This is a genomic window from Nocardioides luteus (assembly GCF_014648595.1).
Lineage (GTDB): Bacteria > Actinomycetota > Actinomycetes > Propionibacteriales > Nocardioidaceae > Nocardioides > Nocardioides luteus.
This window is the reverse complement of the sequence record NZ_BMRK01000014.1, coordinates 77,746-91,601: the sequence shown is the minus strand read 5'-3', so window position 1 is coordinate 91,601 and position 13,856 is coordinate 77,746. Positions and strand designations below refer to the sequence as shown.

General features: G+C 68.6%; 15 protein-coding genes. 5 read left to right on the top strand and 10 right to left on the bottom strand.

The genetic code is table 11. From position 1 onward, the window contains the following. Positions 1 to 4 precede the first annotated feature (4 nt). Genes IEY81_RS17150 through IEY81_RS17140 form a run of 3 tightly spaced genes read left to right on the top strand, consistent with a single transcriptional unit; the run spans position 5 to position 2,824 of the window. Entirely contained in the window at positions 5 to 376 is a 372-nt protein-coding gene (locus IEY81_RS17150; protein ID WP_189119707.1) for a hypothetical protein, read from the top strand. Next, positions 376 to 2,142 carry a M91 family zinc metallopeptidase gene (locus IEY81_RS17145; protein ID WP_189119706.1) on the top strand — a complete coding sequence of 589 codons (1,767 nt, stop codon included), beginning with the start codon at positions 376 to 378 and terminating at the stop codon, positions 2,140 to 2,142. Before IEY81_RS17150 ends, IEY81_RS17145 begins: the two co-directional genes overlap by 1 nt. 19 nt (positions 2,143 to 2,161) lie before the next feature. Continuing rightward, positions 2,162 to 2,824, top strand: coding sequence for a hypothetical protein (locus IEY81_RS17140; protein ID WP_189119705.1), 663 nt, complete (start codon positions 2,162 to 2,164; stop codon positions 2,822 to 2,824). Positions 2,825 to 3,037: 213 nt separating this feature from the next. Here IEY81_RS17140 and IEY81_RS24480 read toward each other — a convergent pair whose 3' ends face one another. Next, positions 3,038 to 3,163, bottom strand: a complete 126-nt coding sequence (locus IEY81_RS24480; RefSeq protein ID WP_268244504.1) for a hypothetical protein — start codon at positions 3,161 to 3,163, stop codon at positions 3,038 to 3,040. 134 nt (positions 3,164 to 3,297) lie between these two features. Here IEY81_RS24480 and IEY81_RS17135 point away from each other — a divergent pair, with 134 nt between their 5' ends. Next, the gene (locus IEY81_RS17135) at positions 3,298 to 4,074 is read left to right on the top strand and encodes an NPP1 family protein (RefSeq protein WP_189119704.1); all 777 of its coding nucleotides are present in this window, start codon (positions 3,298 to 3,300) and stop codon (positions 4,072 to 4,074) included. Between the two features lie 36 nt (positions 4,075 to 4,110). Here IEY81_RS17135 and IEY81_RS17130 read toward each other — a convergent pair whose 3' ends face one another. The 6 genes from IEY81_RS17130 to IEY81_RS17105 form a co-directional block, all read right to left on the bottom strand. Then, the gene (locus IEY81_RS17130; protein WP_189119703.1) at positions 4,111 to 4,890 is read right to left on the bottom strand and encodes an anti-sigma factor; all 780 of its coding nucleotides are present in this window, start codon (positions 4,888 to 4,890) and stop codon (positions 4,111 to 4,113) included. Then, positions 4,887 to 5,486 carry an ECF RNA polymerase sigma factor SigK gene (sigK, locus tag IEY81_RS17125; RefSeq protein WP_189119702.1) on the bottom strand — a complete coding sequence of 200 codons (600 nt, stop codon included), beginning with the start codon at positions 5,484 to 5,486 and terminating at the stop codon, positions 4,887 to 4,889. Before sigK ends, IEY81_RS17130 begins: the two co-directional genes overlap by 4 nt. A gap of 37 nt (positions 5,487 to 5,523) precedes the next feature. After that, positions 5,524 to 6,162 carry a fasciclin domain-containing protein gene (locus IEY81_RS17120; protein WP_189119701.1) on the bottom strand — a complete coding sequence of 213 codons (639 nt, stop codon included), beginning with the start codon at positions 6,160 to 6,162 and terminating at the stop codon, positions 5,524 to 5,526. A gap of 98 nt (positions 6,163 to 6,260) precedes the next feature. Beyond that, positions 6,261 to 7,847: a molybdopterin-dependent oxidoreductase gene (locus IEY81_RS17115; RefSeq protein ID WP_189119700.1), complete on the bottom strand. Its 1,587-nt coding sequence runs from the start codon at positions 7,845 to 7,847 to the stop codon at positions 6,261 to 6,263. 52 nt (positions 7,848 to 7,899) lie between these two features. Next, positions 7,900 to 9,657, bottom strand: a complete 1,758-nt coding sequence (locus tag IEY81_RS17110; protein WP_189119699.1) for a DUF429 domain-containing protein — start codon at positions 9,655 to 9,657, stop codon at positions 7,900 to 7,902. 47 nt (positions 9,658 to 9,704) lie between these two features. Further along, positions 9,705 to 10,418: a class I SAM-dependent methyltransferase gene (locus tag IEY81_RS17105; protein WP_189119698.1), complete on the bottom strand. Its 714-nt coding sequence runs from the start codon at positions 10,416 to 10,418 to the stop codon at positions 9,705 to 9,707. An 86-nt stretch (positions 10,419 to 10,504) separates the two neighbouring features. Between IEY81_RS17105 and IEY81_RS17100 the strand changes: the two genes are divergently transcribed. Continuing rightward, the gene (locus tag IEY81_RS17100) at positions 10,505 to 11,392 is read left to right on the top strand and encodes an AraC family transcriptional regulator (protein WP_229787943.1); all 888 of its coding nucleotides are present in this window, start codon (positions 10,505 to 10,507) and stop codon (positions 11,390 to 11,392) included. A 9-nt stretch (positions 11,393 to 11,401) separates the two neighbouring features. On the opposite strand, the gene IEY81_RS17095 is transcribed toward IEY81_RS17100, so the two are convergent. Genes IEY81_RS17095 through IEY81_RS17085 form a run of 3 tightly spaced genes read right to left on the bottom strand, consistent with a single transcriptional unit; the run spans position 11,402 to position 13,823 of the window. Continuing rightward, a complete protein-coding gene (locus IEY81_RS17095; RefSeq protein ID WP_189119696.1) occupies positions 11,402 to 12,379 on the bottom strand; it encodes a hypothetical protein in 978 nt (325 codons plus the stop codon). Then, positions 12,376 to 13,440, bottom strand: coding sequence for a hypothetical protein (locus IEY81_RS17090; RefSeq protein ID WP_189119695.1), 1,065 nt, complete (start codon positions 13,438 to 13,440; stop codon positions 12,376 to 12,378). Before IEY81_RS17090 ends, IEY81_RS17095 begins: the two co-directional genes overlap by 4 nt. Next, positions 13,437 to 13,823 carry a hypothetical protein gene (locus IEY81_RS17085; protein ID WP_189119694.1) on the bottom strand — a complete coding sequence of 129 codons (387 nt, stop codon included), beginning with the start codon at positions 13,821 to 13,823 and terminating at the stop codon, positions 13,437 to 13,439. The genes IEY81_RS17090 and IEY81_RS17085 overlap by 4 nt, the downstream gene beginning before the upstream one ends. Between the last annotated feature and the right edge of the window lie 33 nt (positions 13,824 to 13,856).

The following is a 13,856-nucleotide window of genomic DNA, read 5'->3' as shown; positions in this document are numbered from 1 at the left end:
CCGCATGACCATCAGCATTCCCGAGTCGCTCACCACGCTCGCCGACGACCTGCGTGAGGCTGCGGACACCGCACGAGACGGTTACACCGACAGCGTCGCGGAGCTGGAGGTCGCGAGCACCGCGGCCGGCAACTCCACCGGTGGACCGGGCCTGATCAGCGCACACGTGAGCGTCTGCGACGCGGCGGGCACCGCGGTCGGCCGGCTGGCCGGCGTGCTCGAGCAGGACATGGACGACATCTACGCCTGCGCGTTCCTGTTCGCCACGACGGACGAGGACGCGGCAGAGCGGATGCGCTCCGAGATCCCGCGCCTCGGCGGATTCGTCCCCTACAACCCGACCGTCGACTGGTCCGTCTACGACGGGAGCCGCTGATGAGCAGCCTGTGGGACCTGGATGAGGACGCCGGCCAGCTGGACCGTGCGTCCAACCGGTGGGCCGCGCTCGGCACCGCGCTGACCACGTCCAGCGACAAGGTCGATGCCGGTTCTCGCCGGGTCCGTGCCGCGGACTGGGAGGGCAAGACCGCCGACTCCTACGACCAGCACCGCAAGAAGCTGATGACCGACCTCGAGGCCGGTGCGACGTTGGCCGAAGAGGTCGCGAGCGTGCTGGCTCGCGCCGCGGGCTCGGTACGCATCGCTCAAGGTCGCCTCGACCAGTCCTGGGCGACCGTGGTCGGCGTGCCTCACACCCGCGGCATCGGCGGTGAGGTGATCTTCCGGCCGTCGACACCGGAGGAGTCCAAGCTGGTCGACGACGCGATGAGCGTCGCCAACGAGATCCGCAGCGGCCTCGACGGAGTGCTCGCCACCGACAAGGACGCTCTCGATGCGGCCACCACCAGGTGGCAGGAGATCGCCCGGGTGTGGCAGACGGTCGCGGAGGGCACGACCGACGCCTTCGACCTGCCCGCAGGCGCGCAAGGCACCGGCATCATCACCTCCGGCGACCAGACGGTGATCAGCACGGGCGACGGTGATGACGAGGTCACCATCTTCGTCGACCCCAACACCGGCGAGCAGATCGTCGTGGTCAAGAACAGCAGCGGCGAGACCGTCTATCGCGTCCCGGAGGGCCAGGAGCTGATCGTTCGCGGAGGCGGCGGCAACGACCGCATCGGCGTACCGAAGGGGGTCGACCTGGACGTGACCCTGATCGGTGGCGAGGGCAACGACGTCCTCCACGGTGGAGACGGAGACGACCGCGCGTACGGCCTCGACGGCCACGACTACGTGGACGCCGGCGCCGGCTCGGACCGGGTCAGTGGCGGAGCCGACCGTGACTACATCGACGGGCAGACCGGGGACGACCGGCTCTACGGAGGCGAAGGGAACGACTCGGTCTACGGTCTCGACGGCAACGACGTCGTCGCGGGCGAGAACGGCAACGACTTCCTCGAGGGCGGATCAGGCAACGACCGGATCGTCGGTGGATCCGGCCGGGACACCCTCTCCGGAGGCTCCGGCGACGACCGGATCACCGGGGGCGGCGACGACGACGTGGCGTACGCCGGCACCGGCTCGGACACGATCGCCGGCGGCTCGGGTGACGACACGGCCTACTCCGAGAGCGGTGACACCGGCACCGGCACCGAGAAGACGGTGCGGGTGCAGATCGACGAGGTGCCGGAGTTCATCAAGATCGAGGGGAGCCCGGAGTTCCAAGCTCGAGTACGCGCCGACCTGGAGCTGCTCGCGGCCTCCCCGCGCGGGCAGCAGATGTTGGCCGACTTCCAGAAGACCTACGACGACTCCGGGTTCCTCGGCTTCAACAAGAAGGGCCTGACGATCGCGGAGTACGACGACAACAGCAACAGCACCGCCGAGCCCAGCGGCGAGCGGATCAACTACTCCCCGCGCATCGACTGGATCGAGGAGGGGCCGCCGGTGGTGGTGCTCTTCCACGAGATGGCTCACGAGTACGACTTCCGTCACGACCAGTTCGACCGCACCGAATACAACGGTGACGACACCGTCAACCACGGCGTCGAGCAGGGCGAACGAGTCGCTGCGGGGCTGCCGGTCGACCACGACAACGACCCCAGCACTCCGGAGCGGATCGACCCCGACCACTCCTACGATCTGACCGAGAACGGACTTCGTGAGGAGATGGGTGCGCCCAACCGGCCGCACTACTGAGACGATGAGGAAACTGCTGATGGGTTCGGTGATCGCAGCCCTGATCGCTGCGTTGAGCGGGTGCGGTGGGTCAGGTCTGCCGGGGTTCGAGGACGGCGGCGAGCCGCCCGACCCGAGGTCGCCGGCGACTGCGCCCAAGGTCGACTTCTCGGCGGACATCCGGGCCGAGGCGACGTCGGTGTCGGTGACCTACACGGTGATCAACAACGAGTCGTCCGAGGTCTTCGTCGCCGACCGTACGCTGGTGCCGTCGGGGGCAGGGACCAAGCTGTCGACCGCCCCGTACGTCACGGCCGAGAGCGGTGAGGACGGTCCCGTCCTGGTGCTCTCCCATCGGGTCTTCCCCTGGCCGCCAGGCGTCAATCTGGCCGTCGCGCCCATGGGTGGCGGCCAACTGTTGGCCCCGGGCAAGACGTTGACGGTCGAGACCAGCCTCGACCTGCCGGCGACCCGCAACCAACCCTTCGGCGACGATCTCGGGCACGGGAAGATCACGCTGCCCGAGGCGCCGGTGGCTGTACGTTTCTGCCTCGGCGTGGTCGCCTCGCCGATCCCGCCCGCGTTGAGGCTCGAAGAGGCTGACGGGGGTCTGACCTTCGCGCACGGCAACGCAGGTCACGATGCGCAGCATCTGCTCTGCAGCGCGAGCAAGTCGTTGGCTACTGATCCCGCTCGAGGGTGAGGGTCGAGAAGTCGGCGCCGAGGATGCGGAAGGCGTCGACGACGAGACTCGCGACGAGGGTTGCCTACGGGCGGGGCGCCGTGCGCCAGTAGTGCGGCGCCGCCGGAGCAGGGGCGATCGGATCGGTCTCGTCGGGCGTCAGCCAGCCTGCCGCGCGAAGTGCCTCGTGCTGCTCGGCGGAGGCCTCCCAGGTGCCGCCGATGTGCTGCGTACCTACCGGGCCAGAAAGCCTGTCGGCTCCGGCGCCGAAGGCTCGGGCTCGCTGACGATCACGAACTCCCGCTGCCCGAGGCCGGTGAGCTCGGAGGCGATGCGTTCCTGCCACTGTGTTGCGCCCACGGGACCATCCAACCAGGGCAACGGTGGGCACGAGAGCCGCGTTACCGCCGCGTTCACGCGCAAGGGGTTGTCACGTGGTCGCGGCACTGGTTGCATCTGTGCACCCCATTCCCCCACGAACAAGGGACCCCCACATGACTCTCGGGAAACGACTCACGCGCCGGCTCGCCCTCGCGCTTCCGCTCGCCGCACTTCTCTCCGTCATCCCGGCGGCCGCCTGGGCCGCCCCGCCCCCGGCACTGCCGGCTTCCGCCCCGGAAGCCGACCGCACCTGGCAGCCGGCCCTCGACTTCGACACCGATGGCTGTTACAGCACCCCGGCGATCGGCCCGGACGGCACGGTGAACGGCGGCCTGGGGATGGGCGGCACGGTCAACGGCCAGTGCCGTGATCTCTCCGACCTGCAGAACACCAACGTCTACTCCCGCTCGAAGTGCAACAACGGCTGGTGTGCCTATCTGTACGGCTACTACTTCGAGAAGGACCAGGTCTCGTGGGGTCCCGGATCCGCCGGCCACCGGCACGACTGGGAGCACATCATCGTGTGGGTGCGGGACGGTCGTGCGAGATTCATGTCCGTCTCCCAGCACTCGGGCTATCAGATCAAGCCCGAGTCGGAGCTGCAGTTCGAGGGCGGTACGCACCCCAAGGCCGTCTATCACAAGGACGGCGGCAGCACCCACTGCTTCCGTTTCCCCAAGGTCGGCGGCGGCGACGAGCCGCCCGAGAACCACGAGGGGGTCTGGCAGGTCAAGGGCCTGGTCGGCTGGGACAACTACCCGGCCGGCATCCGTGACCGCCTCGTCGCGGCCGACTTCGGCGCGGCTACCTTCAAGCTCACCGACGGGCGCTTCGGCAACGCGCTGGCGGCCGGGAAGCCGGCCGAGGTCTCCCTCGACCCGTACGCCTGAGCCGGCCCCGTCGGAGCCGGCTCAGGTTCTCGCAGGTCAGGTTGCCTGCGAGAAGTCGAACAGCGCGATCGGCGCCGAGGTCGGCTCCTCCGAGCCTCCGTCCGGCTCGACGGTGATCCCGGCGGCACTGGCATCCGCGGCGTCACCCTCGAGGACGATCGTCTGGTCGCTGTCGTCGGGCATCAGACCGGCGGGAACCATGACGTCGTCATGCTGGAGCCAGATCTCATAGACCTTCCCGTCAGGCGCGGGGGGCATGTCGGAGGTGACCAGCACCGCCTTGCCCTCCGAGACCGAGCGTACGATCCGGGCGCTGGCGCCGCGGGGCAGCTCGACGGAGACCGTCTTCGCGTCCTCGGCGCTCAACACCCGCTCGGCCGTCGACACCGTCTGGGTCGAGTCGTCGCGAGTCAGCTCGACCACTCCGACCGTACCGACGCCGACGATGGCCAGCACCGCCGCAGCGGCCGCGAGGAGTCGCCAGCCTCGATGACGAGGACCGGCTGAGCCCGTGGGGCTGGACGGAACGGAGCTGTCGGCGCGAAGCGCAGCGTCGATACCCTCGATGCTGGTCGGCGTCTTGGGCGGCAGCGGGCGGATCTCCTTGATGCCGGCGAGCAGACGATCGCGCATCTCCGGTGGCGGAGCGACGTCGGTCAGCACGCCGAGCAGTCCAGCGCTCTCCTGCAGGCTGGTCACCTCGGCTCGGCAGTCCGCGCAGACGGCGAGGTGCTGTTCGAAACGGGCGCGCTCGATGTCGTCGAGGGCGTCCACGGCGTACGCACCGGAGAGGGCGTGAATGTCTTGCGCTGTCATTGGTTCACTCCCATCGCGTCGCGAAGACGAATCAGCCCGTCCCGGATACGGGTCTTTGCGGTGCCGACCGGTAGGTCGAGCATGGCGGCTACCTCAGTGTGGGTGTAGCCGCCGAAGTATGCGAGCTGTAAAGCCTCGCGCTGAGCTGCTGTCAATGTCTCGAGTGCTGCGTGGACTCGTCGAGCCTCCAGCGAGCTCTCGGCCGCTTCGGCAGTGGTGTCGTGCGCCGGAGCATGTGTGGTGCCGTGGTACGCAGTGTCGTTGCGGCTGGCGGACTCCGCCGACCTGACCCGGTCCACCGCACGACGATGAGCCAGCGTCAGCAACCACGAATGGGCGCTGCCGAGGTTCTCGTCGTAGCGGCTGGCCTGGCGCCACACCTGGAGGAAGGCCTCCTGGGTGACCTCCTCGGCCTGGGCCGGGTCACGCACGACTCGGAGCACGAGTCCGTGAACTCGAGCGGCGGTCTGGTCGTATAGGGCCGCGAAGGCGGCTTCGTCGCCTCGAGCGATGCGACGCAGGAGCCCCGCAAGGCCGGGCGACCCGGTTCCCTCCGGCGACGAATCGCCGGAGGGAACTGAGCTGAGCGGTCTCATGTGTCGATCCTCGCGGATATCCGGTCGGATGTCTTGATCAGGGCATCAGAACGGTGTCGACGACGTACACCGTGGCGTTGGCGGTCGGGATGTTGCCGCAGAGAACCTTGGCGTTCTCCTTGCCGACGGTGAACTCCTCGCCCGAACCCTCGACGGCGATCATGTCGCCGGCCAGGGTCTCGTGCTCACCCGCGACCTCGTCGGGGCCGAGCTGACCGGCCACGACGTGGTGGGTCAGGACGGTGGTCAGCGTCTCCTTGTCCGCGAGCACGGCGTCGAGGTCAGCCTTCGGGATCTTCGCGAAGGCGTCGTCGGTCGGCGCGAAGACAGTGAGCGCGTCCGCACCGTTGAGGGTGTCGACCAGGTCGGCCTCGCCGACGGCGGTCACCAGGGTGGTGAGCAGCGGGTTGGCGCTCGCGGCCGAGGCGACGGGTGCGGTCGCCATGCCGTTGAACGAGCCCTCACCGTCGGCGGGGATCAGCTTGCAGCCCTCGCCGAAGGTCTGCGCGCCGGCCTCGGTCGCCTCAGTCTCCTCAGACGTCGACTCGGAGCTGTCGGAACCGCTCGTGGAGTCGGACCCGCTGTCGTCGGAGCCGCAGGCCGAAAGGCCGAGGCCCAGCACGAGGGCCAGGGAGGCGGCGACGCCGCCGGTGCGCGTGATGGTGTTGAGCTTCATGAGAGAGCCTTTCAAGGGATGTTCTCTTGCTGTCATGAGTACTTCGGCGTGGTCGCCCAAGCGGATTTCCTCGAGTTGGATTTCTTTCTGCGGGGTTCTCAGCCGACCGTGACGACGATGTCCTGGATGCCGCTGGAACCGTCGGGGAAAGGAGTGGCCCGGTCGGTGCTCTGCAGGGTGCCGTCGCGGTCGGTGACGCGTACGGCCAGCTGATGGCTGCCCGGCTCGGCCACCCAGGGCAGATACCACTGGCGCCAGTAGTCGATCCCGGCGTCCGGGCCGAGCTCGGCCTGCTGCCAGCGCCCGCCGTCGACGCGCACCTCGACCTTCTCGACCCCGTGCTGCTGCGCCCACGCGACACCACCGATCACGGTGCGTCCCGCCGGGATGTTGCTCAGCGGCCGCGGCGTGTCGATCCGGCTGGACAGCTTGATCGGGGCATCGGTCGCCCAGTCGCGGTCGGTCCAGTAGGCGGTCGCCGCGTCGTACCTGGTCAGGGTCAGCTTGGTGACCCACTTGGTGGCACCGACGTACCCATAGAGGCCGGGTACGACCAGCCGGGCCGGGAAGCCATGGGTACGCGAGAGCACCTCGCCGTTCATGCCGAGGGCGATCATCGCGTTGCGCCCGTCGAGGGCGGCCTCGAGCGGAGTGCTGATCGTGAAGCCCTCGACATCGGTCGAGAGGATCTGGTCGGCCCGATCGCCGACGCCGGCCTCCTCGAGCAGGTCCTTGAGGGGTACGCCGGTCCAGCGGGCGGCGCCGACGAGCTTGCCGCCGACCTCGTTGGAGACGCAGGTCAGGGTGATGTCGTGCTCGACATTCTCGCGGTCCCGCAGATCGTCGTAGCTGAAGGTGAGCTCCCGCTCGACGTCTCCGTCGATGGTGAGCGTCCAGCTGTCCTGGTCGACGATCGGGACGGCCAGCTTGGTGTCGACCCGGTAGAAGTCCCGGTTGGGTGTGCGGAACGAGGAGATCCCGTCGTACGTCTCCTCCAGGCCGGTCGGCAGGGCCGGCAAGGGCTTGCCGACCCGCGGCAGCTTGAGATTGGCGATCGCGGTACGACTGCGCACGACCAGCTCCCCACCGACCGCGGCCGCAGCGGAGAGGAGCGTCAGGGCCCCGAACCCGACCAGGACGTTGCGGCGGCTGGACAGCCGCTGGCTGTCGCCGTCCGTGGGGTGCACGGTCGGCTGCTCAGGCGAGTGGTCGGGCGTGTGCTCAGGCGTGTGGCCGGACGTCTCGCTGGCGTTCAGCGCGCGGGTCAGGAACACCAGCACGGCGGGCCCGAGGACGAGCGCGACGAGGGTGGGGATCAGATAGCTGATCTTGAAGAGCGGCTGCAGGGCCACCGCGGCCGCGGGGAGCAGGACCAGGCCGGCGAGGAGCACGGCGCCCAGCCGGAGGCGCCTTCGGGCGACGACTCCGATCGCGGCAGCGAAGGCGATGGTGCCCAGCAGCACGCTACCGATCAGGATCGGCTTGTCGGCGTGGCCGAGCTCGCGGACCGCCCACTCCTTGACGGGTGTGGGGGTCGCGTTGATGACCGCGGTGCCGACTGCGAGAGCTGGAGAGGACGCCGGGGTGAGCAGCGCCGCCGTGAGGTGTGCGACGGACATGCCGACCACCCCGGCGAGCACGCCTGCGGCGGCATGGGCGATGGTTCGGCTATTCAGTCGTCTCATGGCGGGGATTCGTGCCCGAGCCCCCATCGGATTTGATGCCGAGAGAGACGGCTCAGTCGGAGTCGCGCATCTTGGCGAGCCTGGCCCGCAGACCTGGCTTCCGGTGCGCGTTGGCACGCAGCTCGACGTACGCCTCGCCGTAGACCCAGAGCAGCGCGTCATCGAGCCGCCGCACCGCACCCGGCGGATAGCGGTAGTCCATCCGCGCCATGAGGGTCTCCTCGTCGACCGATCGCAGCGCCTCGCCGAGCTCGGTCAGGGAGGCGATGCCGAGCTCGAGGATGACCCCGGAGATCCACCCGTAGTGGTCGGTTCGCGACCAGCCGGCGTCGGCGTACTGCCCGGCCAGGAACGCCGCCAGCTCACGGGGGCTGATCCGTGGGTCGTCGTCGAGGGCCTCGGTCCTGGCAGCGGTCATGCCTTGCCGGAGCCGGTCCCTGATCGTGGAGAACTCCCGGTCGGCGAGCTCGAGCAGGCCGGCGGCGAGCGTGAACCGGCGGTCGAAGTCGGGGACGTGCTCGCTCGGGATGGTGCCCTTGTAACGGATGTCGTGCTCGAACTCGGCCCACGCGTGCTGCAGCACCGTGCGGATCTGGATCTGCGCCTGGCGACCGCGCAGGAGCTCGTACGCCGCCTGCCCCTCGCGCGCGGGATCGAGGCTGACCAGCAGGTGGCGGCTGGCGTACCCGAACCGGCCTTCGCTGGCGGTCTCCTCACCCATGTCGCGGTCGTCGTGGACCACCACCTGGTCGTCGAGGAGATCGGCGACGGCCTGGACGTCGCTGTGGACATAGGTGATCACCCGCAGCCCGATCTGGTCGGTGATGTCGCGGAGCGGATCGGGATAGACCGGCCGGCCGTCGACGGTGCGAGCCGCCTTGGCCGCGAACGACGCGACCGACTTCGCCCGCGAGCCCACGGTGAGGTAGTTGATGCCGGCCTCGTCGAGGATTGAGGTCACCAGCCGTACGTACTGCTCGGCCGCCTCCTGCAGCGTCGGCTGGAGCGCGGCGTACTCCCGCACCGCGGCCCCGGGGTCGTTGATCTCGGCCACCACCTGTCCGCGCGGGGTGGGGCGGAGGTCGTCGGGCAGCGTCGGCGTGACGATGTAGCCGGTGGCGAAGTCGCCGTACGTCGTGGTCCGGTCGGGCGCGCGGGTCGAGAACAGGCCGATGTAGGCGCACAGCACCGCGTCGACCTGGTCCTCGACCGTGCGCAGCTCGCTCTTGCGCTCCGCGTTCTCGGTGGCCGTCCGGAGGGCGAGCCAGGACGGGTTGTCGAGCAGCAGCGGCGGGTCGGCGCTGACGAGCCCCTCGAGCAGCCCGAGAAGCACGAGCAGCTCGGCGCGGAGCTGGTCGACGTCACGCCCGGTCTTGTGCTTGTACTTCAGCGTCCGGCCCAGGTGGAACAGTGCGACCGTCGCGGGGTGCGGATAGACCTCGATCGCCCGCCGCCGGCGACCCGACCGCGGGTTCATGTCGAGCCCCAGCCGGGCCGCGATCCGGGCTCCTCGAGGCTGCTCGCGGAACTCTGCCTTGCTGGTGTTGGCGGGGTGCGCGCCCGCGTCGAAGCGGGCGAAGTCCTTGTTGAGCGCTGCCTCGGCGGGACGGTTCCCGGTGGGGTTGGTGACGATCAGGGGAGCGTCGATCGCGACCAGGCAGTCGCCCTCGGCGTACGGCTCCAGGGCGGCGACGATCTCGTCGTCGGTCTTGGCGGCCGATACGTGGACGAGGCGGCCCTCCTCGTCCAGGACGGCCAGGCCGGTGGGTCTGCGCACGCCCCAGGCGAGGTCGACTCCGATGAAGTGCATGGGGCCAGACTGCCGGTCCGCGAGGTCTTCGCCTAGCCCCGGGGTCGTCAGCGCGTCGCCTGCACGATCGTGATCGGGCCGAACCGGTGCTCGATGTGGTCGATCTCGCGGGCGTCGGCGAACCCGGCATCGGTGAGAAGGTCTACGATCCCGGCCGCCCGCGGTCGACCCTGTCGAGACCCCTCGTGCCGGTGCTCGTGCCGGTGTCCGTGCCGGTGTCCGTGCCGGTGTCCGTGCTCGTGCTCGTGGCCTGGCCCGTGGTCCGGTGCGCCGAAGTCGACGATGGTCACCCGCCCACCGGGCTTCAGCACCCGATAGGCCTCGCGCCCGAACCCTCCCCGCCCGGCGTCGTCGACATGGTGGAGCGCGAGCGAGGAGACGACGTGGTCGATGCTGCCGTCCTCCGGCAGCAACCGGTCCGCGTACCCCTGCACCAGCGAGAGACGTACGCCCCGCCGACCCGCCTTCCGCGCCGCGATCCGCAGCGCGCCCGCGTCGGGGTCGTGCGCGGTGACGGAGACTCCCGGCACCGCGCGGAGCACGGCGAAGGCGAGGTTGCCGGTGCCGGAGCCGACGTCGAGCACGCTCTGGCCGGGCTGGATGCCGGCGAGCTCGACCGTCCGGTCGTGGAGCGCGCCGACGCGGGCGAAGCGGGTGAAGAGGTCGTAGACGGGGAGGAGCCAGTTGCGGCCCATGGCGGGAAGGAAGGTGCGGCCCTGATCGCCCTCGGCGCGGCCGTCGATGATCTGTATTGTGGTCATATCCCCACGATGGGACATTCTGCGGATCAACGGTGGGAGGGTAGTCGGTCGCCATGGGACGTTCTTCGGATTCACCACTGCAGCGCGTGCGTTCCGTACGCACCGTGCGCGCCGACGGCACGCCCGTCTACCGCTGGGAGCAGAGCGCCGGCATGCCGCCGGTCCAGGTCGTACCGCTCGATCCCGACTGCGAAGGCGAGCACCTCCCGCCCGACCACCGCCACGCCCACGACTTCTGGGTGCTGGCGTATGTCGCGCGGGGTGGAGGTGCTGTCGGCCTCGACGGGGAGACGGTGGAGCTGCGTGAGGGCGAGGTGCACGCCGTCGCCCCCGGCGAGGTCGTCGCCGCCGAGTCGCTCGCCGAGCTCGACCACGCGCGCGCCTGGTCGGTCGCCTTCACCCCTGACGCCATTCCCTCGCTGGCCTCCATCTCCCCACTGACCTGGGCCCACCACCCCCTGCTCGCCCTCTTCGCCGCCGAAGGCCGACGCGCGGTGGTCCCGGTGGCGGAGCGGCCCCGTTGGGAGGCCTGGCTCGCCGAGCTCACCGACGAGCTACGCCACCCCGACCGCCTCGGCGCCCGCGACGCCGTCACCGCGACGCTGACCAACATCCTGGTCGCCACAGCCCGCCTCGCCCCGGCTACTCCCATCGCCCCGGACCCGCTGGTCACCCGCGTCTTCGACGAGATCGAGAGGACGTACGCCACCAAGGCCTCAGCCGGCGACATCGCCCGCTCCCTGGGCTACACCCCCGGCCACCTCACCACCGTCATCCGCCAACGCACCGGCCGCACCCTCCTCGACTGGCTCACCGAGCGCCGCCTCACCGAAGCCCGCCGCCTCCTCCGCGAAACGGACCTCCCGCTCTCGGTCATCTCCGTGCGTGCGGGTCTCGGCGACCCCGGCTATCTGGTACGCCGCTTCAAGGCTCGCTACGGCATCACGCCTGATCGGTGGCGGCGAGACGGGTGAACTGACGGGTCAGCGCACCTCGAGGAGGGGCGCGAGATCGACACCCTCCGGGGCCGGAGACTGCCACCGTGCGACCACGTCGGGCATCAGGTTCTTGAGGCGCTCACAGTCTTGGGATCGCAACGTGGCGACGAGCCACTCGTGGGAGACCCCTGGCCGGCTGGGCGCATCGAACCGAACGCGACCCTCGCACGTGCCGGTCAGCGTCGTATACACGACATCGTGGCCGCCCACACTATCTGCGGTTCCCAGGTCGGGGTCCTGCGTCACGTCGGGCCACGCGTCGTCGTATGTCATCGACAAGCTCGTGTAGAGCTCCGTTGTCGGAGGTGTCGACATCATGAGGCTGCATTCCGCGCCAGATGTCCCCGGCTCTGCGACCACCTCCGTGTCCGGCACGGTGGGCGAACCCAAGAGTTCGCACGCCGTGTGGCTTTCGTGGACGTCAGAGTCTCTCGTCGCATCGGATGCCCCGGCGGACAGCACGTTGACGATATTTGTCTCGACCTTGGCGTGTGCGTCGCACGGGCGGTTCGTACCGACTCTGATGCCGGTGTGTTCGCCGACCGGGATGATGCTCGTGCAGCCGCCCCCGCTCGGTCCGTCGACCTCTTGGAACACGCTGACTCCCCGGGGCTCAACGACCACGGCTTCAGAGTCGGTCGTCATCGACTCGCGTGCGTCTGTCCCGAAGCCGGCCCCCACGTCCAGCTGCGTCTTGTTCGTGCCTGTCTGGGCCGAGCAGGCGTGAGGATTCGGAGCGTCGAGTTTCGCCTCTTTCTGATCGAGCACGGTTGTGAGAAGCCTGCACGGATCAAGGCGTCCGAGGGTGGCCCACTCCTCGGAGGCAGCATCGGGTGATGGCGATGGGCGCGGGCTAGCGGTCGTCGGTCGCTCCTCCTTGGGTTCGGTGGAGCATCCGGCTGTGCCGACGAGTATGAATCCAACAATCCACAGGCATGCAAGACCACAACGCTTGCCGCTCACAGTGAGAACTCGCCTCCAGGCGCCGATGGGTGAGGTAGGCGCTCCAAGCGTAGGAGCCCCCAATATGTGTTGAGGTCGCTGAGCACGCGATCGAGGTCTGCGCCAGCAGCGTCGAGTTCTGCATCTGCAGCTTCAGCGGTCGATCGCAACATGTATTCCAACCGATCGACGACTGACTGCGCGTCGGGTTGCGTGCTCTCCACAGGGTTCCTGGCGTCAAGAGCGCTCGTGACAGCCTTGGTTGCTTCCCAGTACTTGATCGCCTTGCCCGCCTTCTCGACAGCCTTCCCCGCAAGGTAGTCGCCGAGGACTGGAACCTCGCCGACCAGATGCTTCACCGATCCTTCCACATCGTTCATCGATTCGGAGATGGGAACATCGGAGCCAGGAGGGAAAGGAAAGTTGTCCGCTGCGGATCGCCAGTGGAGGAGGCTCGTCTTGAGACCCTCGCAGGCACCGGTGACCTGCGATAACATCGTCTGTTGGGTGTTCTTGATCACCAGCGCGCTCGCTCCGACCACCGCGTGCGCATAGCCCGCGAGCGTCAATGTCGCATCCACGGACGGGTGCACTTGCTCTGACCAGATCACGAACTCGTCTGACGCTCCGCCAGTCCAGTGGCGGGTGGTCAGGACACGGACGTTGACCTCGTGTTCAATACCTACAACGTCGGCGATGCTGCCAAGCTTGGCCTGCTGGTGGTTTGCAGATGAGATCAGCGCAGAAGGATCAACGTCCTTGTACCTGTCGACGAGAATCTGGAACCAGACCGCCAAACCCGTAGCGACCTTGCGGCCGGCTTGGTAAGCCTCGTTGATCAACTGCTGCCAGGACTGGTCGATGAGCATCGGCAGCATCGGCGTCACGCTGTACGGCTTGGCCGCGGGGATCGTCAGACGTTCCAGCCCGACAGGGCCAGCGTCCGTTCCCCCGTCTGGTGTGAGATTTGCGCGTACGAGTCGCGCGGCTGCCTCGATGCCCATCAGGTCGCCGACATGTTCCTCGATTTGCTCAGCGACATTCGCGAAGGCTTCGGGCGAATATTCGCCGACGATCATCATCGGGTCCCGACCCCCTTACTGCGGGGGATGGCCACGGGCTCGAACGGCCGTGCTAATTCTGGGCACTCACGTTGAAGTGAGGCGGCTTCTACCGCCGCCTGCTCATCTGTTGCGACGAAGTCATCCGTAATCGCGACCACCGTCTCGGCGGCATCGTTCCACGTCTGCACGGCGTAGGTGAGCAGTTGAGTGATCCTGTCGTTCAACTCGATGGCCTTCGTCAGTGCGGGAGGCGACTGCGCCTTGGCAGCCTCGCTTGCCCATACCGGGGTCTGAGCCGCGACTGTTGTCGCGACTTCGCTCAAGCGCCCGGCGTACGCCGGAAACTCGATCTTGCCGGCGCGGTACATCGCCTCGATGTCTGCTCTGATCTCCATAGTCACTCCCGAGTCCTGACACTAGGGCGCCCCCAGACG

What these genes read in the sequence shown, in the direction of transcription:
- IEY81_RS17090 (WP_189119695.1), bottom strand. Translation starts at nt 13,440, where the DNA reads ATGATGATCGTCGGCGAATATTCGCCCGAAGCCTTCGCGAATGTCGCT.
- IEY81_RS17135 (WP_189119704.1), top strand. Translation starts at nt 3,298, where the DNA reads ATGACTCTCGGGAAACGACTCACGCGCCGGCTCGCCCTCGCGCTTCCG.
- IEY81_RS17105 (WP_189119698.1), bottom strand. Translation starts at nt 10,418, where the DNA reads ATGACCACAATACAGATCATCGACGGCCGCGCCGAGGGCGATCAGGGC.
- IEY81_RS17130 (WP_189119703.1), bottom strand. Translation starts at nt 4,890, where the DNA reads ATGACAGCGCAAGACATTCACGCCCTCTCCGGTGCGTACGCCGTGGAC.
- IEY81_RS17150 (WP_189119707.1), top strand. Translation starts at nt 5, where the DNA reads ATGACCATCAGCATTCCCGAGTCGCTCACCACGCTCGCCGACGACCTG.
- IEY81_RS17120 (WP_189119701.1), bottom strand. Translation starts at nt 6,162, where the DNA reads ATGAAGCTCAACACCATCACGCGCACCGGCGGCGTCGCCGCCTCCCTG.
- IEY81_RS17110 (WP_189119699.1), bottom strand. Translation starts at nt 9,657, where the DNA reads ATGCACTTCATCGGAGTCGACCTCGCCTGGGGCGTGCGCAGACCCACC.
- IEY81_RS17140 (WP_189119705.1), top strand. Translation starts at nt 2,162, where the DNA reads ATGGGTTCGGTGATCGCAGCCCTGATCGCTGCGTTGAGCGGGTGCGGT.
- IEY81_RS17145 (WP_189119706.1), top strand. Translation starts at nt 376, where the DNA reads ATGAGCAGCCTGTGGGACCTGGATGAGGACGCCGGCCAGCTGGACCGT.
- sigK (WP_189119702.1), bottom strand. Translation starts at nt 5,486, where the DNA reads ATGAGACCGCTCAGCTCAGTTCCCTCCGGCGATTCGTCGCCGGAGGGA.
- IEY81_RS17115 (WP_189119700.1), bottom strand. Translation starts at nt 7,847, where the DNA reads ATGAGACGACTGAATAGCCGAACCATCGCCCATGCCGCCGCAGGCGTG.